This window comes from Fontibacillus phaseoli (assembly GCF_003337355.1).
In the GTDB taxonomy this organism is placed as follows: domain Bacteria; phylum Bacillota; class Bacilli; order Paenibacillales; family Paenibacillaceae; genus Fontibacillus; species Fontibacillus phaseoli.
Genome location: NZ_QPJW01000017.1, coordinates 1 through 26,193, shown reverse-complemented (window position 1 = coordinate 26,193; position 26,193 = coordinate 1). Strand labels below are relative to the sequence as shown.

The following is a 26,193-nucleotide window of genomic DNA, read 5'->3' as shown; positions in this document are numbered from 1 at the left end:
CTCCTTGCAAAATGGGCCTCACTTGCATGTGTGCGTAAAGAAATCGCTTTTATTTATCAAGTTGGGCCCTCATTCACCGTGTCAAAGCAGAAAACTGGACATAGGATATGGTGAAGGTCTTTTAGGCTTTCAACATCCTTCGGAGGGAAGGTTCAATTCCGTTCGAAGTGGATACAGTCAGGGGGCGGCGAACGAAAGTTCACGCCCCTTTTTAATTTCCGGGATGTTTGAATGGAATATGACATGGTATGGGCACAACTAAAAACTTGCTTTTTAATGGCAAATAAGGTTTACTATTTTGTGATATGGATATGTTAGTTAGGAAATCAATCTTTTTGTGAACAATGCGTGAGAGGAAGTGTCCGTTACGTGAGTACCCCACTCAATTTGAAAATTGACCCGGAAAAAGTGCACGAGGTTCCGATGGTCGACTTGGCCTTTATGATTCTGAAAGCTGCGAATACGCCGCATTATTACCGTGACCTTATGAATGAGGTAGCAAAAGTCCGCGGCATGTCCGAGGAAGAAATCAACAATGCGATTGCGCAACTGTATACGGAAATTAATATCGACGGCCGTTTTGCTTGCGTCGGCACCAACTTGTGGGGCCTTAAACGCTGGTATCCGATCGAACGTTCCGAAGATCCAGTCGGCAATGCCAAGCGTCCGCGCATTATTAACGATGACGATGACGATCTGGACGATGATTTCACGGAAGAAGAAGATACATTTACTTCTGACGAGGAAGATGATGATTACGACGCTGTTGACGAAGATTCGGACGACGATTTGTTCTCCGACGACGACGATGATGACGTTGAAGAAGTAGAGGAAGATACGATTCTTGGTGATGAGGAGTTGGACGAGGAAGAAGAAGACTCGGACGACGCCGAAGAGGAAGAAGAATTTGCCGAGGACGAAGAAAACAAATAAATAAGAGGCCCGGTCAAATGTTCACCATTTTGCACCCCGCCCTTCACTTGACAGAGGGGTGGGTAACGGGTAAACTATTGCATGGGCTTATGATTCAAACCAATAAATATGTATTCATTCAAAAGTGCCCCGACCTGTTCGGGTGTCACTTTTTTGTTTTTTTATGCCCATTTCGCTATGTTTTTTTGCAGAATGGGTTACGCTATATTGATCTAAAGTCGCCTGAAATCCGAATTGCCTGAGGCTTTGCCGGGGGCATTCGGGCAGCAAGACATTTTTGAAGGAACCCGTACTAATTTAGGAGGTTTTTGAACTGTGGCAAAATATATTTTCGTGACAGGCGGGGTCGTATCCTCATTGGGAAAAGGGATTACGGCCGCATCGCTCGGCAGACTGCTTAAGAACAGAGGTCTCAAGGTAACCATCCAGAAATTCGATCCCTACCTGAATGTGGATCCGGGCACGATGAGCCCTTACCAGCATGGGGAGGTATTCGTTACCGACGACGGAGCGGAGACGGACCTGGATTTGGGCCACTATGAGCGGTTTATCGATATTAACCTGTCCAAGAACAGCAACGTAACGACCGGTAAAATTTATTCCTCCGTCATCGGCAAGGAACGCCGCGGAGAATATTTAGGTGGAACAGTTCAAGTCATTCCGCATATTACTAACGAAATCAAAGAGCGTGTATTCCGTGCCGGACGCGAAGCGGGTTCCGATGTAGTCATTACGGAAATCGGGGGGACCGTCGGCGATATCGAGAGTCTTCCTTTCCTGGAAGCCATTCGTCAGATCAAGAGCGATATCGGCCGTGAGAATGTGATGTACATCCACGTTACCTTGATTCCTTATATCAAAGCAGCCGGTGAAGTGAAAACGAAGCCGACCCAGCACAGTGTCAAGGAGCTCCGCAGTATCGGCATCCAGCCGAATGTAATCGTATGCCGTACGGAGCATGAACTTTCGGATGACATGAAGGCGAAAATTGCGCTCTTCTGCGATATCGATCCGAACGCGGTAGTAGAATGCCGCGATGCGGACACTTTGTACGAAGTGCCTTTGAATTTACGTGACGAGGGCCTCGACGAAATCGTCGTAAACCATCTGAAGCTGACTACGCCGGCTCCGGACATGAGCGAATGGGAAAACCTTGTAGAACGGATCAACAAGCTGGACAAAACGGTGGAAATCGCTATTGTCGGCAAATACGTCGCACTTCACGATGCTTATTTGAGCGTTGTAGAATCCCTTTCTCATGCCGGTTTCGATACAAATGCGGATGTCAAAATCCGTTGGGTCAACGCGGAAGAAGTTACGGGTGATAATGTGAACGAACGCCTGAAAGGCGTTGGCGGCATTCTCGTGCCGGGAGGATTTGGAGATCGCGGTATTGAAGGCAAAATTACGACGATCCGGTTTGCCCGCGAGAATAACATTCCTTTCTTCGGCATCTGCCTTGGCATGCAAGTAGCGGTTATCGAATATGCACGTTCCCTGGCCGGACTTCAAGGTGCGAACAGTTCGGAGATCAATCCTTCCACCGAATACCCGGTCATCGACCTGCTTCCCGAGCAGAAGGATATTGAGGATTTGGGCGGGACGATGCGTCTTGGCCTGTATCCGTGCAAACTTCAGCCGGACTCGCTCGCCATGCAATGCTATGATGACGAACTGGTATATGAAAGACACCGGCACCGTTATGAATTTAATAATGCTTTCCGCGAAACGATCGAAGCGGCGGGTCTGCGCATTTCCGGTACTTCGCCGGATGGACGCCTTGTTGAAATAGTCGAACTGCCTGGGCACCCTTGGTTCCTTGCGGTTCAATTCCATCCGGAATTCACGTCCCGACCGAACCGTCCGCAACCGCTGTTCAGAGAGTTCGTAAAAGCATCGATCGCGCATTTGTCCTAATGCCGCAGTACGTTCTCTTCCTTAAAACGATGTAATTTTTAGTTGTAAATAACGTTGATATGTTTTTTGAGTCTCTTTTTTCCAATTTAGAAGGGATTTCCAAAATGAAGGCGAATTATTACAATATAAGAATTACAAGGGTGGAACTCGTAGGAGGGTTTTCTGTGGAAGAGAAGAAGGTGTTGATTGTCGATGATCAAAACGGTATCCGTATTTTGTTGATGGAAGTATTCAGCAGTGAGGGGTATAAGACTTACCAAGCGGCCAACGGCAAGCTTGCCCTGGAAATTGTCCGCAGCGATTCGCCTGATCTGGTGCTGCTCGACATGAAAATCCCGGGCATGGACGGGCTTGAAATTCTCAAGCACATCAAGGAGGTCAACCCGGCTATCAAGGTGATTATGATGACGGCATACGGAGAGCTGGATATGATCAAGGAAGCCACCGAACTCGGAGCGTTAATGCACTTTACCAAACCATTTGATATTGATGAAATGCGAGTGGCGGTAAATATGCAGTTGAAGAGCGGCTCTGTGCTCTAGAAATTTATGAGAACCCCTTTATCGGGGTTCTTTTTTTCATTAGCGGACCCTTATTTGCAATAAAAGTTCTATTAAGAAAGAGAGAATATTCGACTTGAATTTCCCTAGTGATCAAAAGATGACTTTTGGCCAACCTCTATTAGTAATTTTGTCAAGGTGTGGTATAATAAAAAATGTGTGAATGTCGGCTAAGAAAGATAATCCAACATCCTTAGGAGGATTGAAACCCATGCCATTAGTATCTATGACAGACATGTTGAACAAAGCGCTTGAGGGGAAATACGCAGTAGGTCAATACAATATTAACAACCTCGAGTGGACGCAAGCGATCCTTGCTGCAGCAGAAGAAGAAAAATCGCCTGTAATTCTCGGTGTTTCCGAAGGCGCAGCACGCCATATGGGCGGGTTCTATACCGTTGTTAAAATGGTGGAAGGCTTGTTGCATGACATGAAAATCACAGTTCCTGTTGCAATTCACCTTGACCATGGTTCCAGCTTCGACAAATGTAAAGAGGCGATTGACGCAGGCTTTACTTCCGTTATGATCGACGGTTCCCATCATCCGATTGACGAGAACATCGAAATGACGAAAAAAGTCGTTGATTATGCTCATGCCAAAGGGGTTTCCGTTGAAGCTGAAGTAGGTACGGTTGGCGGACAGGAAGACGACGTAATCGGTGGTATCCAATATGCCGACTTGCAAGAATGCGTTCGCATCGTGAAGGAAACAGGTATCGATACATTGGCTCCGGCTCTGGGTTCCGTTCATGGTCCTTACCTTGGCGAACCAAACCTGGGCTTTAAAGAAATGGAAGAAATTCGCGATGCTGTTAAGCTTCCGCTCGTTCTTCATGGTGGTACAGGCATTCCTACGCATGATATCCAAAAATCCATTTCGCTCGGTACTTCCAAAATTAACGTAAATACCGAGAACCAAATTGCATTCACTAAAGCAGTTCGCGAAGTATTGGCTGCTAAGCCGGATGCTTATGATCCGCGTAAATTTATCGTTCCAGGCCGCGATGCTATCAAAGCGACCGTTGTCGGTAAAATTCGCGAGTTTGGTTCCAACAACAAAGCGTAATTTTACTGCTGAATATTCCAGTTAAATAGGGTGATTTTGGAGAGCACACCGCCTAGACGGTGTCTTTCCATTTTCACAGCTAAAAGTTTCCACTTGTCCTAATTTTGAATTATCTCTAGATTGTAAAGAGTCACTTGCCGATTTTCGGCTGCATTATACGTAGGGGGACCCTTGAGCTTATGGAGAAATTAATGATCAGCGGCGGACGGCCGCTGCACGGCACAGTATCGATCAGCGGTGCAAAGAATAGTGCGATCGCGCTCATACCTGCCGCAATTTTGGCTGAATCCGAAGTAGTGCTTGATAACCTGCCCCATCTCAGCGATGTCGCCGTGTATTCGGTGATTCTGGAAGAGCTGGGTGCCCGCGTATCTTGGGAAGACAGTCAGATGAAAATTGACCCTTCCGATATAAAATCGATTCCTATGCCGAACGGGCCCGTCAAGAAGCTGCGTGCTTCCTACTATATGATGGGGGCACTGCTGGGACGTTTTAACGAAGCGACGATCGGATTGCCTGGCGGTTGCAATTTTGAACCACGGCCGATCGATCAGCATATCAAAGGCTTTGAAGCTTTAGGCGCTACCGTAAGTAATGAACACGGGGCGATTCATTTGCATGCCAAGGAACTACGCGGCGCGAAGATTTATCTTGATGTTTGCAGCGTAGGGGCGACTATTAATATCATGCTGGCTGCAACGCGAGCCAAAGGCTTAACAATTATCGAAAATGCGGCCAAAGAGCCTGAGATTATAGATGTAGCAACTTTATTGAACTCCATGGGCGCGAGCATAAAAGGCGCCGGTACCGAAACGATCCGCATTGAGGGAGTAGCCAAACTGAAGGGCTGCCGACATTCGATTATCCCGGACCGCATTCAGGCGGGAACTTATATGATTGCTGCGGCAGCGACGCGCGGGGACGTTATCATTGACGGAGTCATTCCGAAGCACCTGGAGGCCCTTACGGCGAAATTGCTGGAAATGGGCGTCAGTGTTGAAGAGTTGGACGAATCAATTCGTGTTATTGGCGCGGCAAAATATGAACATGTGGATGTAAAGGCGCTGGTTTATCCCGGTTTCCCGACCGATATGCAGTCGCCGATGACCAGTTTGCTGACCCAGGCTGACGGTGTGAGTATTCTCAGCGATTTTGTCTACAGCAACCGGTTCAAACACGTGCCGGAACTGGTTAGAATGGGCGCGAAAATTCGCGTCGAAGGACGCTCGGCTGTCATAGAGGGCGGACCGCTCAACGCTGCAAAGGTAAAGGCCGCCGACTTGCGTGCCGGAGCTGCGCTGGTCATTGCCGGTCTGACCGTGGATGGCGGTGTAACCGAAGTATCCGGCGTAGAATTGATCGACCGCGGATACGACAACCTGGTTACGAATCTTCGCGCGTTGGGTGCGGACGTATGGCGTCAGGTGGAATAAGCCCGCTTCTTTCGGCATAAGTTCCCAGAGAACGGGTAATACTATGATAATAAGTCTAGTTCTAGCAATCTTAATTCTTCATAGATTCATTCTTGAAAATGATAGGGTATTGCATTATTCGAAACGATCAAATTGAATAGGTGGTTTTTACATGGATCTGCAAATTGCCGATTTGGAAGAGCTGAAGCTGACTGAGCTGTACAAGCTCGCGAAGCAGCATCAAATTCCTTATTACGGCCAGTTAAAAAAGAAAGAATTAATTTTCGCCATTTTGAGAGCTCAGGCAGAGCAAAGCGGATTAATGTTCATGGAAGGCGTGCTGGAGATTCTGCCGGAAGGATACGGCTTCCTTAGACCGATCAACTATTTGCCGAGTACGGAGGATATCTACATCTCCGCCTCGCAAATCCGCAAGTTCGATCTTAGAACCGGCGATTTGGTCTCCGGCAAGTGTCGGACTCCTAAAGAGAATGAGCGGTATTTCGGCTTACTGCAGGTTAATGCGGTAAACGGCGAGAATCCTACGATTGCCGCCGAACGTCTGCATTTCCCGGCATTAACTCCTCTATATCCGCAGGAAAAGCTCGTGCTTGAAACATCCCCAACCCATTTATCCACCCGCATTATGGATGTACTCGCTCCCGTCGGCCTGGGGCAGCGCGGTTTGATCGTAGCGCCGCCAAAGGCAGGGAAAACGCTGCTGCTTAAAGAGATTGCCAATAGCATTTCTACCAATCGCCCCGATATCGAGTTATTCGTACTGTTAATCGATGAACGTCCCGAGGAAGTAACCGATATGCAGCGTTCCGTCAAAGGCGAAGTGATCGCTTCCACGTTTGACGAATTGCCGGAGAATCATATCAAGGTGGCGGAGCTTGTCCTTCAGCGCGCGCTGCGTTTGGTTGAACATAAGAAAGATGTCGTTATTCTGATGGACAGTATTACCCGGCTTGCCCGTGCATACAACCTGGTAGTTCCGCCGTCCGGACGTACGCTTAGCGGGGGGATTGACCCGGCCGCATTCCACCGGCCAAAACGCTTTTTCGGTTCGGCCCGGAATGTGGAGGAGGGTGGCAGTTTGACGATTTTGGCTACTGCACTTGTGGATACGGGCTCGCGGATGGATGATATCATCTATGAGGAATTCAAGGGAACCGGGAATATGGAGCTTCATTTGGATCGCAAGCTGGCGGAACGCCGCATTTTCCCGGCGATCGATATCCGCCGTTCAGGAACGCGTCGCGAAGAAGTTCTGTTGACGAAGGAAGAACTCGATACGATCTGGTCGATCCGCAAAAACATGAATGATTCCTACGATTTTGTGGAAGGGTTCTTGAAAAAGCTGCGGGGCAGTAAGAATAACGCCGAGTTTTTGGCTTCGTTCGATGCCGCCGGAAATGCCGCTTCGGGCAACGGAAGCTCCAGTAGTGGCACCGGTGCGCGGCGTCCGGCCCGGACCGTATCATCGACCTCCGGATCTGGAAACGGTTCGGGCGTTTAAAGACCCGAACACTTGAAAAGGAGTACACCATGTATTTAGTATACGCAGATGAGCAAGGACAAGTGTACGATCATCCTTCGCTATATGGGTTGGCCCGTAGTGCGGATATGATCGTTGAGATCATGGAAGATGAGCTGATTCCGCTGCCGGAAGGAGCGACGCTGGTCGGATTGCCTTGCACCCGTCCGATCGGCATGGATCCCGATACCGGGGAAATGAAGCCGCTGCCCGGCAACGTACAGGCTGTGGGGGCTTTGCTGCCCCAGGGGTTTACGCGGCTTTGCCTGCCCGGTTATGTTAAGACGGACAAGGATTATAAGCTCCCGTTGTTTGGCTATTCAGCGGTTGTATGGAAGGACGGACAGTTTTTTGTGACTGCCCGTCTGTCGGATGATCCGGAGAAGTGGAATCCGCTGAATTGTGATCCGCTCGAACTGAAAAATCAGGTAAAAACTTTGAAATCACGTTATCCGGAGAACCGGCTCTATGACCATCTTTCCAACTGTGCGCTCGGTTACGAATGCTTGACCGCTTCGAATACGTTCTTGAACCGCTGGGAAGGAGCCGTACCGGTTTCTTATTCCTGTAATGCGGGATGTTTCGGCTGTATTTCGGAACAACCGGATGACAGCGGCTTTGTATCGCCGCAGACGCGGATGGACTTTCGGCCGCGCGTGGAAGAATTGGTCGAGATTATGCTCGAGCATCTGAAGACACCGGACTCCATCATTAGCTTCGGGCAAGGTTGTGAAGGGGAGCCGTCTACTCAGGCCAAGTTGATTATTGAATCGATCCGTGAGGTTCGCCGGAAAACCGCTATGGGATATATCAATATCAATACGAATGCCGGCCTCAGCGATCATATCCGCGGAATCGTCGATGCCGGACTTGACCTGATGCGAGTCAGTACGATTAGCGCCCTGGATGATCATTACAATGCATATTACAAGCCGCGCGGTTATACTTTGGCAAACGTGGAGAAATCCTTGAAATATGCTGGCGAACAAGGCGTCTATACCTCGATCAATTATTTGATCTTCCCCGGGGTAACCGACCGGGAGGAAGAGATCGAGGCGATGGTGGAATTTGTCCGCCGGACCAAATTGAAGCTGATTCAATTCCGTAACCTCAATATCGATCCCGAAAGCTATTTGGAGCTGATTCCCAAAGCCAAGGGAGATGTGCTCGGCATGAAACAAATGATTGAAATTTTCCAGGAAGAGCTGCCGGATGTGGTCATTGGTTCTTATACCCATGTCCCTCCTGCCGAACTGGCGCGAGTAAAAGTGCGGCAGTAAAGAAGTTTTGATCTAAAACGAAGAAGTCCCTCAAGCCATGGCTTGAGGGACTTTTAACAATATAGAATCATTGGTCCTGTTGAGATTTATTTTATCATCTTCCGTACTTCTTCGGCGGGGAGGTCGAGGGTTTCACCGATCTCTTCGAAGGAGAATCCCTTAACGAGCAATTTATGGGCGACTTTTAGCCGAGCGGTTTCCATTCCCTCCTCAATCCCCTTCTCAATTCCTTTTTCCAAGCCTTCTTCATATCCCCAGCGCTTCCAAGCCGGCATCAACTCCATAATGGCTTCACCTTCCTTCGGATATATTCGGGTTAGTTCATATAATATAGCTTCGTCCTGTTTCTGATCGGGTACGAAGTACAAGTCTGCGATAGACATAATAAGCGCGATTCGAGCGTCATCTAGTTTCTTTCTTAGCTTTAGCATCATGTGTAGAAAAGCAAATCGTATTTCTCTTTCTTCTCCTTTATTATAACCCATTTTTGCTAAAAGAGCAGCGGCAACGGGGTTGTCGGAATCTATGAATTTTCGCCAGTGGTTGTTAAAAATCTCGACCTTCAAAAACTGAAATCGAAGGATGGTGTGTCCGGGAACAGACATGGATAAGGTATCTGTTTCACCTATAAGATGGGGTTCTGTGAAGATGGCGATCGGAATAATCAATTTATGCTCTTTCCGGTGTCTTTCATATAGCCGGCTGAAATAAATGAACATTCGCTCGTGGAATTCCTTTTGGTGATAGGATTGGGGTTCCAGGTGAATGAGAATGTAGGCGTTTAGTGTCTTATATTTTGTTTCCAGCAGCAGATCCAACGTACGTTTTTCCTCGCCGATGATATCTACAAGCTGCTCTTGCATAAGGAATCGGGTGTGCCGATGATCCAGGAGTTTGTCCAGCTCGGGGAAAAATAAAGCGATAAATTCCGCGAAAAAGGTTTGCAGTAACTTCTTAAAAGCTTCATCATGCGGAGTGGTCCGTTCCATCGTAGGCCCCTTTTCTAAGTTATTTAAAAACAACAAAAAAGCACACTGCGAGCAAAAACAAATGCTTCGCGAGTGTGCTTCACTCAAAAAATAGAATGGATATATTCCTGATTATACCATTAGGAGTTGGAAAAGAAACTGTAACTTCAAGGGTATGCCGAATCATTTACAGATGAGAGGGACAACCTGATACCCTGAAGTATACAATTGCGCAGTTACAACACCCGTGCTATAATGTTTTTATGTGTCATTATAACTCTGTGCACGCATGAGGCTCAGGGCGGAAAGAGGTGAAAGTCATGAAAGAAGCCATTCAACCCAAATATCACGTGACTACGATTTCTTGCGCTTGCGGAAACACGTTCGAAACGGGTTCCGTGAAACAAGATCTGCGCGTCGAAATTTGCTCCAACTGCCATCCTTTCTTCACAGGGAAACAGAAATTCCTGGATGCTGGTGGTCGTGTGGATAAATTCAAGAAAAAATACGGCATCTAATGAGACATGCTGCCCCGCAGCATCTCGGATAAATGCGAAATCCCCCGCTTTTTTAAGCGGGGGATTTTTTTGTTACTGTTTAAATTCTATGCTTTGCTCCAGGCTTTTCCACTCGTCTTCCTTAATAATGCCAAGACGCCAGAGAGCGATACCTTTCAAGTCATAGCGTTTCGCGAGGCCCGTTAATAGGCTAACCGAGTTCGCATTTTCGTTATCCATGTTCAAGCCCAGTATAAGTTTGTCTTTGCTTGTCTCTTTAATGGCCAGACGAATGGCCTCGTCTACCTTGGAGACGGGTTCCGGCTGCTTTCCGCCTTCTTCGCTGAATCCGGTGCCTGTCCGGTAATCGTAGGCCATGATGACGATTTCGTCGGCGATATTTCCAAGCGCTTTATAATCATAGCCTTGATAGGAAGAGTTCAATGGATGCAGGGCGAGGCCGAGCTTTAGGCCGGCACCTTTGGCTTCGGCACCGAGTTCCTTAACAAAGGAGTTAAAGGCAGCCCGGGTACTTGCTTTGTCCGTAGTCAGGCCGAGCCCTTCGAAATCCAGCATAATACCTTCGAAGGGAGTTCCGGTAGCGGCCGTAATAATATCGGCGATAGCCTTCTTTCGGGATTCCGGATTCTCGACGATTTTGGTGAGCTCGCCTTTAACGTCACTGGAGTAAACCATTAAATAAGGAGTGGTACCGGAATTGACCGCATCGGTTACAAGGCTGTCCGGGGTGACGTCACCGGCAGCCTGCGGCCATCTGAAAGGCTTGGTCGAAGTCGAGAAGACTCCGCTCTCGTCGATCCGGCTCCAGCCGAAAGCGACCGAATCCAGACTTTGTACCCGGGATACTTCAGAGAAAGCCGAGATGGCGTAGAAGCCGAGCGTATACATTTTTTCTTTTGGCGATGTAATGGAAACGGTTTGATTGGCTTGATTCCAATTGACCTTTGCCCCGAATTGCTGGCTAAAGAAGCTGAGTGGAATCAAGGTGTTACCGTTTTGCGATTTAGGCGCGACGGCCAGTTTAACGGAGGATCCGTTCACGGTAGCCGTGGGATTGTTCAGGGTCAGCTTAACGCGTACCGCCGCATCCCCTTCGCCTTTCACGGCCGTAATTGTTTTTTGTGCCTGATTCCAGGTGACCGGTATTCCTAACGCTTCGGAAATAGAACGAAAAGGAACCATAGTCGTCCCTTTGATAACGACGGGATCGCCTGAGAAGGACAGCGGGTAGCCGTCGAGTAAAATTTGCACAGGTGATGCTGCCTCGGCTCTGTTTGGATACGAACCCGACAAGGCTCCAGCAAATATGGAAATCCCCAATACGAGCGCTCCTAGCTTTTTCATAATTAAACGAGAACCTCCCCTATCTATTCTATGAAATATTCCAACCTATGAAATATTCCATTCTATAAATATAGCAAAGATTCCCTGTATGGGGTAGTTTCGAAGATTTCCCCTCCATTGTTATCTATTTTTAATGTCCTGCTCATAGAATTTATGCGAATGTTATGGTTCTCCAAGTACAATTGTTCTGTAAACGCTAACTACATGAAATTAGGAGGGATTTGGCTTGCTGCACATTATCATTAAGCCAAACTTATATCAAGACTCGGTAAGTCTGATGCTTATGTCCAATAAGCTGTCCGATATTGACGGTGTGAATCAAGTTTCTGTCATGATGGGAACCCCTGCCAACATTGACATTATGAAAAATACGGGGATGTATACGACGGATCTGGACAAGGCAGCCCCTAGTGATTTGTGTATCGCAATCGATGCGGAGAGCGAAGAAATCGTCGGCACCGTTCTTGAAGAAGTCGAGCAATTTTTGAAGAATCAGGCTACGGCTTCCGCCGGTAAAAAAGTCGAGAAAGTCAGAACATGGGATCGCGCAATGCAAGCTATGCCCGAGGCGAATTTGGCCGTCATTTCCATCCCGGGGAAATATGCTGCGGATGAGGCGATGAGCGCGCTTGAGAACGGGCTCCATGTATTTATGTTCAGTGACAACGTAGCGATTGAAGAAGAGAAACGGGTTAAGGATTTTGCAAAAGAGAAGGGTCTTCTCGTGATGGGCCCGGATTGTGGAACCGCAGTAATCGGCGGAGTACCGATTGCGTTTTCCAATATCGTTAGTAAAGGGAATATCGGCGTAGTCGGTGCATCAGGCACAGGCATCCAGGAAGTGATCACGCTGATCGATAAGCTGGGCGCTGGCATCAGCCATGCCATCGGAACGGGTGGACGGGATCTGTCGGAGAGCATTGAGGCAGTTACGATGTTGGATGGTATTCGGGCTCTAGCTGATAACGCGGATACAGAGGTTGTAGTCGTAATTTCCAAACCGCCGGCACCAAAAGTAAGAGAGCAGGTTGTAACTTTATTGGCCAATATCGGGAAGCCGGTGGTTGCCATTTTCATGGGAGAAAAGCCTGAATCCTATTTGCCGTCCGTTAAATTCGCTCATACGCTGGAAGAAGCGGCGATTCTGGCAGTTGAACTGGCGCAAGGGACGAAACTGGAACCGGCTCCTGAGGCTAAACTTCCGCTCGATTTGGGCTTCACCGCAAGTCAGACTAAAATCCGTGGTCTCTATACGGGCGGAACGCTGGCTTATGAAGCTGCGACTTTAATGAAAGAAGCGCTGCAGGTTGATAAGCTCAAGAAATACGATGAAGGCTATTTGCTTCAATATGACGGGCATGAGGTCATCGACCTCGGCGATGATATGTATACGCAAGGCCGTCCGCACCCGATGATCGACGGTACTACCCGTTTTCAGTTCATCGAAGAAACGTCCAAGCAGCCGGAGGTAGCGGTAGTACTGTTCGACCTGGTGCTCGGTTACGGAGCGCATGAGGATATGGCGGCATCTTTATCGAAAGCTATTAAAAAGGCAATTTCCGGAGCGGCGAGCGAAGGGCGTAAATTGTATTTCGTCGGCTCGATCTGCGGTACGAAGAAGGATCCCCAGAATTATGATTCGCAGCTTAAATTAATGCTTGAAGCGGGAGCCATTATGACAGACAGCAATTTCAGCGCTGTCCGCACCGCACTGCGCATGATCGGTCATGAAGTTCAAGTGGGTTCCAGGGAGTTTCCGGTCCAAGAAGAGGCTATGCCGAGCACGGTTGTTACTCCTCCGTCAGATGCGGTCAAGCAATTGCTCGATTCCAAGCCAAAAGTCATCAATATCGGCTTAAGCAGCTTTGCCGACAATTTGGAAACGGAGGGCAGCAGAGTCGTACAGTTCGATTGGAGACCGGTGGCAGGCGGTAACGAAAAGCTGAGAAAAATTTTGAGCATACTCAATAAAATGTAAATACAACATACGGGGTGATGAGAGTGTTTTCTAAAATTGATGAGGCAAATCAAGCGGTCATTGAGAAGGTAAAAAATTCGCAGCCCTTTCTGCTGGACATTGTACCGGCGAAATCGGTCATTTCCGAGCTGAACGGCAAGGTTCTCCTGCATGCAGGTCCGCCGATGGAGTGGGGACAGATGACAGATCCGATGAGGGGTTCCTGCGTCGGCGCCGTATTGTTTGAAGGTTGGGCCGATAACGAGGCCAAGGCGCGGCAAATGTTGGAGGGAGGAGAGATTCAGTTCATTCCGTGCCATCATGTTTCGGCCGTAGGTCCGATGGGCGGAATCACGTCGGGGAATATGCCCGTGCTGGTCGTCGAGAACAAGGAACATGGCAACCGGGCTTATTGCACGATGAACGAAGGCATCGGTAAGGTACTCCGCTTTGGCGCCTATAGCGAAGAGGTTATTAACCGTTTGAACTGGATGAGAGATGTTCTCGGACCTTCATTGTCCAAGGTTCTTAAATCCATGGATGGCGGATTGAACGTTAACGTGATTATCGGCAAAGCGATTACGATGGGTGATGAATTTCATCAGCGTAACATTGCGGCTTCGCTTGTATTCCTGAAGGAGATTGCCCCACACTTGACGGTTGCCGATTTGGATGAGAAAACCAAGTACGATGTTATGAAGTTCCTTGCCGATACGGATCAGTTTTTCCTGAATATCATGATGGCTTCGTCCAAAGCGGCGATGGATGCCGCCCGTTCTGTAGAGTACGGCACAATCGTAACTGCGATGACCCGTAATGGCCACGAATTCGGCATCCGTGTCTCGGGGCTTGGCGACCGGTGGTTTACCGCTCCGGTGAATACGCCTGAGGGCTTATTCTTCACCGGCTATTCGCAGGATGATGCCAATCCGGATATGGGCGACTCCGCAATCACCGAAACCTTCGGCGTCGGCGGGATGGCCATGGTTGCTGCGCCTGGGGTTACCCGCTTCATCGGTGCCGGCGGTTTTGATAATGCTCTTGCGATCAGCAATGAGATGAGCGAAATTTGCATCGCCTACAACTCCAATTATGCTATCCCTACATGGAACTTCCAAGGCACCTGTCTCGGGATCGACATTCGTAAGGTCGTAGAGACGGGAATCACGCCGATCATTAATACAGGCATCGCCCATAAGCAAGCCGGCGTTGGCCAAGTAGGCGCGGGTACCGTCCGGGTACCGTTCGGATGCTTTGAACAGGCATTGATTGCTTATGCGGAAAAGTTGGGAATTGAAGCTTAATGCTTTATCCTGCGACATTCATATCCAGAGGGAGATATAGCTCATCGGTCATTTTCCTGAATCAGGCCAGGAGCTTCGGAGTTGTTCAGAGTATTTTTGCGAACGGGCTTAATATTTCTTTCGGCAAGTATCTTGTATTCGTAGGAACGGAATATGGCAATGGAGTACCGTTCGGCATTCATATCGAATCCTATTTATATGATCGTTTGGTTGCCGAAACATTTATCGGTGAAGAGGTCGAATGGAGCAGTGACAGGAAATTGCTCTCCTTCGCTAACTGTAATGTTCATATCCATATTTTGTTGATGCACGAGTTTAATTGCCGTCTGGAGCTGCGGGCCGGGCCGGATCATCATTTAGCCGGTTGGGCTCCCCGAATGCGCGAGTTAGCTTTACGGATGGATAAAGAGCCGGGTTTAGGTTTATCTTTGACGGATGCACTGTCGCTGACGGACGGGCGCGAGGGAGGTTCCGTGTTGGAGCGGAATTTATTGACTCTATCGAATGCGCTGAAGGATCCGCAACAAGCGATGGATAGCAATTTGATCAAATATTTTATAGGACGGGGACAAGGTCTGACGCCAAGCGGAGATGATTTCCTCGTCGGCATTATGGCGGTTGAACATTTGTTAGGCAAAGCCGGCTCCGGTGTTTCCCAAGCCATAAGGGTGATTTCGAGAGAACTGCCCAGCTTAACGACACAGGTTAGTGCCAATTATTATTACAATGCAACCGAGGGTTATTTCAGCACAGTTATATTGGATATGCTTGCTGCACTACTGAATGAAACGGAATTTAATTTTGAAGTATGTGCGGAAGCGTTGTTGAATGTAGGCAGCCGTTCCGGAATCGATACGTATTACGGTCTCCTGTTTGCGATTTTGTCTTGCGAAATGTTATAGGTTTTTAATACGCATAATGAGCGGGTTATCCGGGGGTCAATTTCTGTTGCGCATCAGAAAACCCCGGAACCTGCTTTAAATGCTGTGTTTGTCATTAATCTTATATAGTAAACTGTCGTCCGTTTGGCATCAAGTTTTGTTATGTTTATTTTATTTTTTTGAACCGGAAAAGGCGATTATTTTAATGAACTTTTGATTAGATTTCAGGGTATTCGGTCCGTATGATAAAGGTATAGATAGCTATCTTATTTAGTTTCAAATGGAGAGGTTTATTATGAGTAAAATGCTTATTGCAATTGGCGGAAACGCCATTATTCAAGAGGGTCAAAAAGGAACGATTGCGGAGCAGAAAGCGAATATTGAACAGAGCTGTGCCCCGATTGTCGATTTGATCGAGCAAGGCCATCAGGTCGTCGTCACGCATGGCAATGGTCCGCAAGTAGGTAATTCCATCGTCAAAGCAAGAATGTCCTCGGATGTTCTTCCCATGTTTCCTCTTGATGTATATGGAGCTGAATCGCAAGGAAATTTAGGTTATTTAATTCAGCAAACGATTACAAATATGCTGGCTAGCCGAGGATTGGACAAGAAAGCGGTTTCGTTGGTTACGCAAGTGCAAGTGTCTGAAGATGACCCTGCCTTCAACCAGCCAACCAAGCCGATCGGTCCGTTCTATACTAAGGAAATGCTGGACAAGGCCTTCGCCGAAGGAGAATCTTTCCCTTACGTGGAGGATAGCGGCAGAGGCTACAGACATGTTGTTCCATCGCCGATCCCATCCCAGATTATTGAGAAGGATGCGATAGAAGCGTTGTTGTCCAAGAATCTGACGGTCGTCACGGTAGGCGGAGGCGGTATTCCCGTAGTCAACCATGACGGACAGCTTAAGGGAGTAGAGGCTGTCGTCGACAAAGATTTTGCTAGCGCTTTACTCGCCGCAGAGATTGGCGCAGATTATCTGTTCATTCTAACCGGTGTCGCCCAGGTCGCCGTTAACTTCGGGAAACCGGATCAGAGAAATCTGGACAAAATGACGCTGGACGAGGCTGTCGGTTATTTGAATGAGGGACAGTTCCCGAAAGGCAGCATGGGCCCCAAGATTGAAGCGGCAATTCTCTTCCTGAAGAACGGCGGCAAGAATGTCATCATTACTTCAATCGATAAATTGACTGATGCACTGGAAGGAAAATCAGGTACCTTGATAGTTCCAAATGCAGATTCAATGAATCATAAACTGGCATAGAAAGGTGCGAACTATGAAGACGAAAAAATTTCGTTTCCCAGCCTTAATCTTTACAGCATTCCTGTTGCTAATGCTGCCTCTACAAGTTTTTGCGGCAGACGCCGTCAGCGCGGAAGTTGCAACCCCAACCGGATGGTATGCCTTATTAACCATTGTACCTTTGATCGTTATTCTGGTACTGCTCTTCTTAAAGGTAGACATGATCGCAGCCGGTTTGGTCGGCGGTGTCATGGCGATGATTATCGGCGGTATATCGCTTCAGGAAGCTAACCAGCATTTCCTGGATTCGATTCCCGGTATGCTTTCGATCACCGTACCGATTATTAACTCGGCTGTAGCGATGGCCGTATTTAAATCCGGGGGCTATACCTCGGCCCTGACCTTGGTTCGAAGAGGAATCAAGGGACGCGTGGAATACTTCGCGGCATTCATCGTCTTGCTGCAAGCAGCAGCAACCTATATGTCGGGAATCGGCGGCGGAAGCGCGATGGTTATTGCACCGCTTGCGTTTGCGGCTCTGGGAGCGATTCCGGAGGTCATTGCCGCGATGTCTATCGTATCGGCAGTCAGCTTTACAACATCTCCTGCATCGCTTGAATCGGGGATTGTTTCCAAGCTCTCGGGGATCCCGGTAGCGGATTATGTTGCGGAAATGCGCTTGTTCACCTTGGGCTTCGTCATCCTTGGAATCGCGATAGCGTTCTGGGGAGCCAAGCGGAGAAAGGCCCTATTCGTCGGTGAAGAGAGCAGTGAGTTTGCGGGAATGACCAATAAGCAATTGTTCAAGATGACAATTCCAGCGATTTTCCTGCTGGGTTCCGTTATCCTGGGACCGATGATTAACAAAATGATCGGCTACAGTTTGTTTACGCCGCTTGTATATACAATGCTTACGGTTGGTTTGATTTTCTTGTGCACCAAGTTTACGCTTAATAAGTCGCTTGAATCGATGGTAGACGGATCTACGTATATTTTGACCCGGTTGTTCAGTGTAGGGATCTTCTTGGCATTCATCAATATGATCGGTCAAACAGGTGCGTTTGCAGCGATCTCAAGCGTAGCAGGACAGGCTCCATCGGCCATCGTGGTTCCCGTAGCCGTACTGGCGGGTATTCTGGTCGGTATTCCGGCAGGGGCTTATGTTGGCTCCATCCTGACTCTGGTATTGCCAATAGCAGTTACTCTGGGATTTTCGCCTATGGCCTTCGGTTTCGTTGCGATGGGGGTTGGTCTGGGAAGCCAGCTGAGCTTTATTAATATTACGATGCAGGCCCTTTCCTCCGGTTTCCAAATTCCGATTCTTCAAGTTGTTAAAGGCAATGGGAAATGGGTCGGTCTCGCGATGGGAATTCTCTTGATTCTCTCATTGATTTTTGGATAAGCAATCATTCAGACATTCAAGCAGGAGGGGCAAACTATGGATATCTTGATTAAAAAAGCAAGAATAAATGATGGTGCGGAACTCCGCGACATTGCGATCGAGAATGGGAAGATTATCGGAATTGAGGCCAATATCGAAGGCGAAGCCGGCCGGGTGATCGAAGCCGACGGGAAAGTGCTGATCCCGGGCTTGGTAGAAAGCCATCTTCATTTGGATAAGGCGCTGATCGCTGACCGCTTGCCGAATAAATCGGGTACATTGCAAGAGGCCATCAGCGTTACGGCTCAATTAAAACCTACGTTCACCAAAGACGACATCCGTGACCGGGCCCGCAGAACCTTGGACATGCTGGTCAAGAACGGAACGACGCATTTGCGGACGCACTCCGAATTCGACCCGTCCCAGGGCTTTGCCGGACTTGAGGTTATTCTGGAGCTTCGCGAGGAGTACAAGAATCTGCTGGATATCCAGGTTGTTGCGTTCCCGCAGGAGGGAATCTTCAAGGCGCCGGGTACGGACAAAATGATGCATGAAGCCATGGAAATGGGCTGCGATATCGTCGGCGGAGTTCCGTATAATGATCGTGATGCCAAGGAGCATATCGATTTTGTATTCGAGCTTGCCAAGAAATACAATAAGCCGATTGATCTCCATCAGGATTTCAAGGATAATGCCGAAGGCACGACCATTGATTATGTGGCGGAGAAGACGATTGCAGAAGGGTTCGTAGGCAAAGTATCGGTAGGTCACTTGACCAGCATCGCCGCGATGCCGCGCGAACAATTGATGCCGATCATCGAGAAAATGCAACAAGCCCAGATCAGCGTAATGAGCCTTCCGTGTACGGACCTGCATCTTGGGGCGAGAAACGATCCCTACAATGTGCGCCGTACCGTAACTCCGATTCGTCTGCTTCGCGACGGCGGCGTAAACATGTGTATCGCAACCAATAATATCCGTAACGCATTCACGCCTTATGGCAACGGAGATTTGATGCTGACAGCGATGATCGCAATTCCGGCGGCCCATTTGGGCGGCGCAGACGATCTGCATACGGTTCTGCCGATGATTACGACAAACCCTGCCAAGGCCCTCGATTTGAAGGGTTACGGGATCCAGGTTGGGAATAAGGCGGACCTTGTCTTGTTGGATACGCATACGGTTACGAATGCGATTATCGATATGCCGGCCAGATTGTTTGTCGTCAAGAACGGCAAAGTAACCGTCGAAACGGTAAAAAACGTAAAAATTAACGCTTAGGGCAAACCTGGCACTCCATATTCTGTAAGTCGGAATATGGAGTTTTTCCATTTCTCTTATACTTAACAGAATGACTCCGGATGCTTTAATATGGATATGAATCAAATTGCTTTAAGAGGAGACCGGATGATGATTCAAAAAAAGAGCGCTTTCAGCGAATTTGGCGACACCGATGATCGATTCAACTCCAATGCGCAGAACTATATCGGGAAGGAGCTGTTTCTGAAGGAGTGCCTGAGAGAATTGCAGAGTTCGACCCGTTATCGGATCAGCTGTTGGTTTCCCAATTATTCAATAACTTCCGACGGTGCCGTTCATGAAGGGGAAGAATGGGATGAATTTCTACGAAATCGCATCCCGAACCCGAGTCCGGTGATTCATTCGATCCATATCCACGAGGTAGAGAACGGAAAAATAGTATTTGACGATGGCGGGAGGAACGACATCGAAAGTTTGCCGCCCGAGCGATTGGTTTCTCTTGCCAATCTGTTCAGCTCTCTCTATCAGGCAAAGTTCAATTCCGATCGATACCGGGATTGGCTGTATAAACTGGATAATTTGCTCAATAGCATGTCCGACGGGATCGTCTTGTTGAATATGCGGAAGAATGTGATCCATCAGAATGAGGCATTCGTTAATTTTATTAAAGCTTATAATGACGGGAAGATGGTCATTAATGAAAACCAATTAATCAAGATGTTCGTACAGATCAATGAGCTTGAATCGGCGGACATTGAAGAATTTGCCGCGAGAGACGATGCTCAAATCAGGATCAAAGTGCAGGGTCCGGGGAAAATATTCTATTTTGAAATCAAAAAATTTGTTGTATACGAGAATAGTGAGTCATTGGGCAATGTGTATAGTATCAGGGATATCACCAAGGAATATGAGATCGATCAAATCAAAAGCAATCTGATTTCGATCGCCAGCCATGAATTCAAGACCCCGCTAACGAATATCAGGGGAAGCGTCGAAACCCTTCTGAGGGGCATATCCAATAAGTGGGACGAATCTTTTTCCAATGATTTATTGTTAGGGATTCATGAGGATGTGCTGCATTTGCAAGAACTGATTGATGTTTGGATGGATGTAAAGAAGATTGAGACCGGCACTTTGCTGTTGCATCAGGATTTTTTTCCGTTATTCCGCCTGATCAAGGGAACGCTCAATCAACTGCCAGAGAAAGTGATGTGCCAAGGAGAGATTGTATTTAATTACGATACGACTTCGAATTTTCCGTTACTATATGGAGACGAAGCCCGGCTCAGACAGGTCCTGATCAATTTGATCATCAACGGACTCACCTATAATGTTGCTGAGGAAAAGAAAATTATCGTCAATATTCACCATGACGATCAGTTTATTATTATAGAAGTTAATGATAACGGTATTGGTATTTCAGAAAAAAATCAGAAGAAAATATTTGAACGCTTCTACCGGGTCGATATTTCGGCGGCAAGAAAGAGCGGAGGCTCCGGCCTTGGTTTATCGATCAGCCAGGGATTGATCCGCGAGCATAGCGGGGATATCTATGTACAAAGCCAACTGAATGTAGGGAGCACTTTCACCGTAAAATTGCCGATCATACCAGCTCCATAGGAGGCAAGATGAGAAATAACTATAAAATTGCTATAGTAGACGATGAACCTAAGATCGTTCGTTTCATTAAAGCGAACCTGTTGTCCTTCAACTATCAAGTTTGTACCTTTTCAAACGGAGAGCAGTTCTTGGAGCAATTTGATTTGCATGAGCCCGATTTGGTGCTTTTGGACGTCATGATGCCCAATATGGATGGTTTCACGGTGTTGAAGCAGCTTCGGAAGTTCAGCAAGGTTCCGGTCATCTTCTTGACCGCGCGCAGTGCTTCGGATGATATGCTGCAGGCCTTCGATCTGGAGGCGGATGATTATTTGACAAAGCCGTTTTCCCTGGATGAACTGTTTGCACGGGTGAAGGCCGTATTGCGGAGAACGAAGGTCCATTATGAGCTTAGCCGCGAGGAGAGCCGGATAACAACGTATAATCTCGAGATCAACATTGCCCAGAAGCGCGTTTATGTCAAAGGCAAAGAAGTGAAGCTGACCAATATCGAATATTTGATCCTGGAACTTTTGGGGATGCATATGAACAAAATTATTAGCCATGATCAAATTTTGACGACGGTCTGGGGGCTGGATTATTCCAATGAAATCGAATATTTAAGAGTGGCGGTTGCCCGCATTCGCAAAAAGCTGAAGCAAGCCGGGTGCGACCATTATCTTGAGGTTATCAGAACCTATTCGGGCATAGGCTATTCGATGATATCAAGCAAAAACGATAATGAGGATGGAGAGAAGGCCGTAACCGAATAGCGTTGTTCGACTGCAGTATTATATAAGAGGGTTCGAACTGGTGATAGAGCCAAGTTTTGCCCCAGGTTGCATTTTGTCCAGGCATGGGCTATACTTAATTTCACCGTGCTAGATGGGGAGGTAGCGGTGCCCTGTAACTCGCAATCCGCTGTAGCGAGGTTGAAGTCCTGTTAGCGGTCTTGCCGATGTGAGGTCCGGTCTTTACGGCAGACGTTGACGGACGGGTCCTCCGCAATGAGTAATTGTGAACCTGGTCAGGTCCGGAAGGAAGCAGCCATAAGCAGTCCCACTCTTGTGCCGGAGGGGAGCCTGTCCCGAGTTGCGCCGTAGAGGTGCCGCTTGGATCGCAATGATCAATAACAGGTGCACGGTATTACAATGAATGAGAACGCATCTCTGCTCTCGGGCAGAGATGCTTTTTATTTCCTGAGAATGAGTTTTTCTGACGCGACGAGTATAGTATAATAAGAAAGCGGCGAAAGCCGCTTATGGATAGAAAGAAGGTGCCGCAAATGGAGCATATCGCACTGTACCGTGCTTGGCGGCCGCAGTCGTTTCAAGATATGGTAGGGCAACAGCATATCATCCGTACGTTGCAGAATGCGATCCGCGAACAGCGGTTATCACACGCTTATCTCTTCAGCGGACCGCGCGGAACCGGGAAGACCACGGCGGCGAAGCTGTTGGCCAAAGCAGTTAACTGCGAAAACGGACCTGCCCCGGAGCCGTGTAATGAATGCGATGCATGCCGGCGGATTACCGCGGGTACTGTCATGGACGTCCTTGAAATTGACGCCGCTTCCAACCGGGGGGTCGACGAAATTCGCGATCTCCGCGAGAAAGTGAAGTATGCCCCAACGGAAGTGCGGCAAAAAGTGTATATTATCGACGAAGTTCATATGCTGACTACGGAAGCGTTCAATGCGCTACTCAAGACTTTGGAAGAACCGCCGCCGCATGTGATGTTCATTTTGGCGACGACGGAACCGCATCGTCTTCCGGCAACGGTAATCTCTCGATGCCAGCGCTTTGACTTCCGGCGGGTATCGCTGGAGGAGCAAAGCCAGCGGCTCAAGGTCATTTGCGAGCAGGAGGGAATTGCGGCCGAGGACGAAGCGATCGAGTATATCGCAAGGCTCTCCGACGGTGGAATGCGCGACGCGCTCAGTATTTTGGACCAGATCGCTTCGTTTTCGGACGGCCAGGTCTCCTATCAGCAGGTGCTGGATATGACGGGAGGAATTCCATCCCGGCAATTTGCAGCGCTTGCCAAGACCATACTTGAAGATGACATCGGCGGCATGTTGCAGATGATCGAGGGTTTCATGCAGGAAGGTAAGAGCGCCGATAAATGCATGGAGAACCTGCTGTATTATTTCCGTGACCTGCTCATGATCAAAATGGTACCGCAGGCGGACAAGCTGACGGAACGGGTGCTGGAGGTGCAGGATTTCAAGGAAATGGCCTTGGCTTTTTCACGTTCGCACTTGTTTCGGATTATCGATACGTTGAATCATTACCAGACGGAGATGAAATACGCGGCACAGCCTCAAATGCTGTTCGAAGTAGCGCTGCTGAAGTTGTGCAGCCTTCCGAAGGGGGATGGCTTGGTGCAAGAGCCATCCTTACAGAATCAGGAAGGGGCTGCCGCTATGCCGGGAGCCTCCGCCTCCGAAGTGCAGCAGCTTAAAGGACAGCTCGCTGAGCTGGAGCGTAAGCTAGAGCAGGCGCTACAGGGCGGATTGGCGGCGGGAGCCGGAGGAGGCGATCGGGCAGCCGCTTCCGGCGGTCGCTCCGCGACGAGAAGTCCGGCGCCGCGCATCTCTTCTCCAGCCAAGCTCCCCTCGGGGATGGATCGGTACGTTGCCCAGCGGAACAACCAGGAGTTTATGGCGGTCCAAGGGAAATGGAACCAGATCTTGCAGGCGGTCAAGGATGCGAAAGTGACCATCCATGCCTGGTTCGTGAACGGGGAGCCTGTTTCCGTATCGGAGGATGCGGTATTGGTTGCTTTCAAGAACGATATCCATCGCGAAACGACCGAAAAGCCGGCCAACAAACAGCTGATCGAGCAGGTGATGGAGCGTCAATTGGGACGCCCTTGCCGCCTGGTTACGATGATGCTGAAAGATTGGAACGAGGCAATTCAAGGGGCGGCGAATTCGCCGAGTGAGCCCTTTGAGTTGGAGCCGCCTCCCGATGATGCGAACGGTGGAGGCAAAGAACCTTGGGTTGACGAGGCTATACAGCTGTTCGGCGAAGAACTCGTAGTCATCAAGGAATAGAGAGGCTTTTTGATTTGATGTGCAACTATTATAATTAAAATGGATACTAATGAAGGAGATGTGGGCCTAGTGAACAATATGAACCAAATGATGAAACAAGTGAAGAAGATGCAGGAGCAAATGCTCAAAGCACAGGAGGAACTGGGCGACAAGAGGATCGAAGGCAGCGCCGGCGGCGGTGTCGTAACGGTTCAAGTCAATGGCCACAAAAAATTGTTGTCCCTGACGATTAAACCGGAAGCCGTTGATCCGGAGGACGTTGAAATGCTGCAGGATCTGGTGCTGACCGCTGTCAACGACGCGCTCAATAAAGCGGAAGAACTCGCCAACCAGGATATGGGCAAATTTACAGGCGGAATGAAAATCCCGGGCCTGTTCTAATTTTAGACTGAAGGAGAACACTCCCATTGTATTATCCCGAACCGATCGCAAAGCTGATCGACGCATTTACCCGCTTGCCCGGCATCGGTCCGAAGACGGCCGCCAGGCTGGCGTTTCATGTGCTGCGCATGAAAGAGGATGATGTCATTGATTTTGCCAAGGCCTTGGTCAGCGTGAAACGCAATCTTCACTATTGCTCCGTCTGCTGCAATATTACGGATACGGATCCTTGCCGGATTTGTCAGGACAAAACCCGTGATCCTTCCGTTATTTGCGTAGTGCAGGAGTCGAAAGATCTGGTTGCGATGGAGCGGACGAAGGAATTCGATGGCTATTATCATGTGCTGCAGGGAGCGATTTCTCCCATGGAAGGTCTTGGTCCGGATGATATCCGGCTGAAGGAATTGTTGAACCGTTTAAGTGATGAGCGGGTAAAAGAGCTCATTTTGGCCACGAACCCGAACATAGAGGGAGAAGCGACAGCCATGTATATTTCGCGCCTGGTAAAGCCGTTTGATCTGCTTGTGACCCGGATAGCCCACGGCCTGCCAGTCGGCGGGGATCTGGAGTATGCGGATGAAGTGACGCTCTCCAAGGCGCTCGAAGGACGGCGCGAACTTCATTAAATAGAAATTGTAATTAAAGAACTTGAACCGCGAGAATGCGGGGTCAAGTTCTTTTTTTATTTCAGTAGCCTTCGGTTCTAAGTTTGTCCGTTCCCTGATACACATAAATATACCGGATGGAGGGGGCGAACAGATATGAAGCTATGGGGAACCCGGGCCGAACCGCAAAAGGAATCCCGGTGGCCAGACCAGGAGATGGAGTATAAGGAGCACCTTTATAGAGAAGTTTGCAAAGCCCGTGCGGAGTGGGAAAGGGCCTGGTGGGCTTTTCAAGAGGCGTTTGGGGAGGATGAGGTTGACGTGGCGATCTACACGCTCGAGGCGGCGGAACGAAGGTACCAGATTCAATTGAAATTGGCCAAGCAGGCGAAAGTGCAATGGGATATTTTTAAATATGGGTCGTATTTTTAACCGGATAATCGAACGGGGGGCATAAGATGAAAATGGTGCTGATAGGCATACTGGTAGTCTCATTACTATTGTTGCTGTACATTGCAGTCTCCAGGCGGCTCGGTTTTGCATGGCTTACGCGTTTTGGACTTCATGTCGTTCTGGCGGCTCTCGGCATTTATGTGGTCAATTTCTCCGGGTTGATGACGGAAGTTTATATTCCGTTAAATCCGGTGACTATCTCTACAGTGCTTGTACTTGGACTACCGGGTGTGGGGTTATTGTTGGGATTAAAACTAACCATGATATGACAGTTGACGGCGCTTTGTCTTATATGGTACATTATAAATCGCTTCTTCGACGGACAAGTCTTTCAAATTTAATCGAAAGAAATTGAATGAAAAAAGTCTTGACTTTAGAGGTAAGCGTTTGATATATTATAAAGGTCGCTGCTGAAACAAAATTGCGACGAAATGAAGAAAGTTGATCTTTGAAAACTGAACAACGAGTGAGTATTAAAATGAGAATTAATTTTCTCGTCAGTTTTTCTAAATGAGCAAGTCAAACACTTTTGA

Annotated in this window: 23 protein-coding genes and 1 other RNA gene; 22 read left to right on the top strand and 2 right to left on the bottom strand. The window is 48.4% G+C overall.

What is annotated here, in order from left to right; all coding sequences use genetic code 11:
- Positions 1–369: 369 nt before the first annotated feature.
- The 7 genes from rpoE (at position 370) to DFP94_RS23325 (ending at position 8,708) form a co-directional block, all read left to right on the top strand.
- Complete coding sequence (gene rpoE, locus DFP94_RS23360) at positions 370–933, top strand: DNA-directed RNA polymerase subunit delta (protein WP_114498887.1); 564 nt, start codon at positions 370–372, stop codon at positions 931–933.
- A gap of 315 nt (positions 934–1,248) precedes the next feature.
- On the top strand, positions 1,249–2,850 hold the full coding sequence (locus DFP94_RS23350; protein WP_114498885.1) for a CTP synthase: 1,602 nt from the start codon (positions 1,249–1,251) through the stop codon (positions 2,848–2,850).
- A 164-nt stretch (positions 2,851–3,014) separates the two neighbouring features.
- Entirely contained in the window at positions 3,015–3,392 is a 378-nt protein-coding gene (locus DFP94_RS23345; RefSeq protein WP_114498884.1) for a response regulator, read from the top strand.
- A gap of 229 nt (positions 3,393–3,621) precedes the next feature.
- Positions 3,622–4,476, top strand: a complete 855-nt coding sequence (gene fba, locus DFP94_RS23340) for a class II fructose-1,6-bisphosphate aldolase (protein ID WP_114498883.1) — start codon at positions 3,622–3,624, stop codon at positions 4,474–4,476.
- Positions 4,477–4,655: 179 nt separating this feature from the next.
- Positions 4,656–5,909: a UDP-N-acetylglucosamine 1-carboxyvinyltransferase gene (locus tag DFP94_RS23335; protein ID WP_114498882.1), complete on the top strand. Its 1,254-nt coding sequence runs from the start codon at positions 4,656–4,658 to the stop codon at positions 5,907–5,909.
- Positions 5,910–6,060: 151 nt separating this feature from the next.
- On the top strand, positions 6,061–7,410 hold the full coding sequence (gene rho, locus DFP94_RS23330) for a transcription termination factor Rho (protein ID WP_114498881.1): 1,350 nt from the start codon (positions 6,061–6,063) through the stop codon (positions 7,408–7,410).
- A gap of 29 nt (positions 7,411–7,439) precedes the next feature.
- A complete protein-coding gene (locus DFP94_RS23325) occupies positions 7,440–8,708 on the top strand; it encodes a radical SAM family protein (protein ID WP_114498880.1) in 1,269 nt (422 codons plus the stop codon).
- 86 nt (positions 8,709–8,794) lie between these two features.
- Here DFP94_RS23325 and DFP94_RS23320 read toward each other — a convergent pair whose 3' ends face one another.
- Positions 8,795–9,697 (bottom strand): Rpn family recombination-promoting nuclease/putative transposase, encoded by a 903-nt coding sequence (locus DFP94_RS23320; protein WP_114498879.1) that lies wholly within the window; start codon positions 9,695–9,697, stop codon positions 8,795–8,797.
- A gap of 299 nt (positions 9,698–9,996) precedes the next feature.
- Here DFP94_RS23320 and rpmE point away from each other — a divergent pair, with 299 nt between their 5' ends.
- Complete coding sequence (gene rpmE, locus DFP94_RS23315) at positions 9,997–10,194, top strand: 50S ribosomal protein L31 (RefSeq protein WP_114498878.1); 198 nt, start codon at positions 9,997–9,999, stop codon at positions 10,192–10,194.
- A gap of 72 nt (positions 10,195–10,266) precedes the next feature.
- Here rpmE and DFP94_RS23310 read toward each other — a convergent pair whose 3' ends face one another.
- Positions 10,267–11,538 carry a stalk domain-containing protein gene (locus DFP94_RS23310; RefSeq protein WP_114498877.1) on the bottom strand — a complete coding sequence of 424 codons (1,272 nt, stop codon included), beginning with the start codon at positions 11,536–11,538 and terminating at the stop codon, positions 10,267–10,269.
- A 226-nt stretch (positions 11,539–11,764) separates the two neighbouring features.
- Between DFP94_RS23310 and fdrA the strand changes: the two genes are divergently transcribed.
- The 14 genes from fdrA to DFP94_RS23240 all read left to right on the top strand — a co-directional run bounded on the left by fdrA (position 11,765) and on the right by DFP94_RS23240 (position 25,929).
- A complete protein-coding gene (gene fdrA, locus DFP94_RS23305) occupies positions 11,765–13,516 on the top strand; it encodes an acyl-CoA synthetase FdrA (RefSeq protein ID WP_114498876.1) in 1,752 nt (583 codons plus the stop codon).
- Between the two features lie 23 nt (positions 13,517–13,539).
- The gene (locus DFP94_RS23300; RefSeq protein WP_245955076.1) at positions 13,540–14,799 is read left to right on the top strand and encodes a YlbE family protein; all 1,260 of its coding nucleotides are present in this window, start codon (positions 13,540–13,542) and stop codon (positions 14,797–14,799) included.
- Positions 14,799–15,701 carry an oxamate carbamoyltransferase subunit AllH family protein gene (locus tag DFP94_RS23295; protein WP_114498874.1) on the top strand — a complete coding sequence of 301 codons (903 nt, stop codon included), beginning with the start codon at positions 14,799–14,801 and terminating at the stop codon, positions 15,699–15,701. The genes DFP94_RS23300 and DFP94_RS23295 overlap by 1 nt, the downstream gene beginning before the upstream one ends.
- Positions 15,702–15,975: 274 nt before the next feature.
- Entirely contained in the window at positions 15,976–16,944 is a 969-nt protein-coding gene (arcC, locus tag DFP94_RS23290) for a carbamate kinase (protein ID WP_114498873.1), read from the top strand.
- Positions 16,945–16,957: 13 nt separating this feature from the next.
- Positions 16,958–18,325, top strand: coding sequence for a citrate transporter (locus tag DFP94_RS23285; protein ID WP_114498872.1), 1,368 nt, complete (start codon positions 16,958–16,960; stop codon positions 18,323–18,325).
- 36 nt (positions 18,326–18,361) lie between these two features.
- Positions 18,362–19,585 (top strand): amidohydrolase family protein, encoded by a 1,224-nt coding sequence (locus DFP94_RS23280; RefSeq protein WP_114498871.1) that lies wholly within the window; start codon positions 18,362–18,364, stop codon positions 19,583–19,585.
- A gap of 126 nt (positions 19,586–19,711) precedes the next feature.
- A complete protein-coding gene (locus DFP94_RS23275) occupies positions 19,712–21,184 on the top strand; it encodes a sensor histidine kinase (RefSeq protein WP_181873272.1) in 1,473 nt (490 codons plus the stop codon).
- 8 nt (positions 21,185–21,192) lie between these two features.
- Positions 21,193–21,936 (top strand): response regulator transcription factor, encoded by a 744-nt coding sequence (locus tag DFP94_RS23270; RefSeq protein WP_114498869.1) that lies wholly within the window; start codon positions 21,193–21,195, stop codon positions 21,934–21,936.
- Positions 21,937–22,039: 103 nt separating this feature from the next.
- An RNA gene (gene ffs, locus DFP94_RS23265) (signal recognition particle sRNA large type) lies at positions 22,040–22,307 on the top strand.
- A 141-nt stretch (positions 22,308–22,448) separates the two neighbouring features.
- Positions 22,449–24,221, top strand: coding sequence for a DNA polymerase III subunit gamma/tau (dnaX, locus tag DFP94_RS23260; RefSeq protein WP_114498868.1), 1,773 nt, complete (start codon positions 22,449–22,451; stop codon positions 24,219–24,221).
- 69 nt (positions 24,222–24,290) lie between these two features.
- Positions 24,291–24,602 (top strand): YbaB/EbfC family nucleoid-associated protein, encoded by a 312-nt coding sequence (locus DFP94_RS23255; RefSeq protein ID WP_114498867.1) that lies wholly within the window; start codon positions 24,291–24,293, stop codon positions 24,600–24,602.
- 26 nt (positions 24,603–24,628) lie between these two features.
- The gene (gene recR, locus DFP94_RS23250; RefSeq protein ID WP_114498866.1) at positions 24,629–25,228 is read left to right on the top strand and encodes a recombination mediator RecR; all 600 of its coding nucleotides are present in this window, start codon (positions 24,629–24,631) and stop codon (positions 25,226–25,228) included.
- Between the two features lie 195 nt (positions 25,229–25,423).
- Positions 25,424–25,639: a DUF2508 family protein gene (locus DFP94_RS23245; protein WP_425459276.1), complete on the top strand. Its 216-nt coding sequence runs from the start codon at positions 25,424–25,426 to the stop codon at positions 25,637–25,639.
- Between the two features lie 26 nt (positions 25,640–25,665).
- Complete coding sequence (locus DFP94_RS23240) at positions 25,666–25,929, top strand: pro-sigmaK processing inhibitor BofA family protein (RefSeq protein WP_114498864.1); 264 nt, start codon at positions 25,666–25,668, stop codon at positions 25,927–25,929.
- The last annotated feature ends 264 nt before the right edge of the window (positions 25,930–26,193 follow it).

What these genes read in the sequence shown, in the direction of transcription:
- fba (WP_114498883.1), top strand. Translation starts at nt 3,622, where the DNA reads ATGCCATTAGTATCTATGACAGACATGTTGAACAAAGCGCTTGAGGGG.
- DFP94_RS23295 (WP_114498874.1), top strand. Translation starts at nt 14,799, where the DNA reads ATGCTTTATCCTGCGACATTCATATCCAGAGGGAGATATAGCTCATCG.
- DFP94_RS23335 (WP_114498882.1), top strand. Translation starts at nt 4,656, where the DNA reads ATGGAGAAATTAATGATCAGCGGCGGACGGCCGCTGCACGGCACAGTA.
- rho (WP_114498881.1), top strand. Translation starts at nt 6,061, where the DNA reads ATGGATCTGCAAATTGCCGATTTGGAAGAGCTGAAGCTGACTGAGCTG.
- DFP94_RS23270 (WP_114498869.1), top strand. Translation starts at nt 21,193, where the DNA reads ATGAGAAATAACTATAAAATTGCTATAGTAGACGATGAACCTAAGATC.
- DFP94_RS23285 (WP_114498872.1), top strand. Translation starts at nt 16,958, where the DNA reads ATGAAGACGAAAAAATTTCGTTTCCCAGCCTTAATCTTTACAGCATTC.
- dnaX (WP_114498868.1), top strand. Translation starts at nt 22,449, where the DNA reads ATGGAGCATATCGCACTGTACCGTGCTTGGCGGCCGCAGTCGTTTCAA.
- DFP94_RS23275 (WP_181873272.1), top strand. Translation starts at nt 19,712, where the DNA reads ATGATGATTCAAAAAAAGAGCGCTTTCAGCGAATTTGGCGACACCGAT.
- DFP94_RS23240 (WP_114498864.1), top strand. Translation starts at nt 25,666, where the DNA reads ATGAAAATGGTGCTGATAGGCATACTGGTAGTCTCATTACTATTGTTG.
- DFP94_RS23245 (WP_425459276.1), top strand. Translation starts at nt 25,424, where the DNA reads ATGGAGTATAAGGAGCACCTTTATAGAGAAGTTTGCAAAGCCCGTGCG.
- arcC (WP_114498873.1), top strand. Translation starts at nt 15,976, where the DNA reads ATGAGTAAAATGCTTATTGCAATTGGCGGAAACGCCATTATTCAAGAG.
- DFP94_RS23280 (WP_114498871.1), top strand. Translation starts at nt 18,362, where the DNA reads ATGGATATCTTGATTAAAAAAGCAAGAATAAATGATGGTGCGGAACTC.
- rpmE (WP_114498878.1), top strand. Translation starts at nt 9,997, where the DNA reads ATGAAAGAAGCCATTCAACCCAAATATCACGTGACTACGATTTCTTGC.
- DFP94_RS23310 (WP_114498877.1), bottom strand. Translation starts at nt 11,538, where the DNA reads ATGAAAAAGCTAGGAGCGCTCGTATTGGGGATTTCCATATTTGCTGGA.
- DFP94_RS23320 (WP_114498879.1), bottom strand. Translation starts at nt 9,697, where the DNA reads ATGGAACGGACCACTCCGCATGATGAAGCTTTTAAGAAGTTACTGCAA.
- DFP94_RS23325 (WP_114498880.1), top strand. Translation starts at nt 7,440, where the DNA reads ATGTATTTAGTATACGCAGATGAGCAAGGACAAGTGTACGATCATCCT.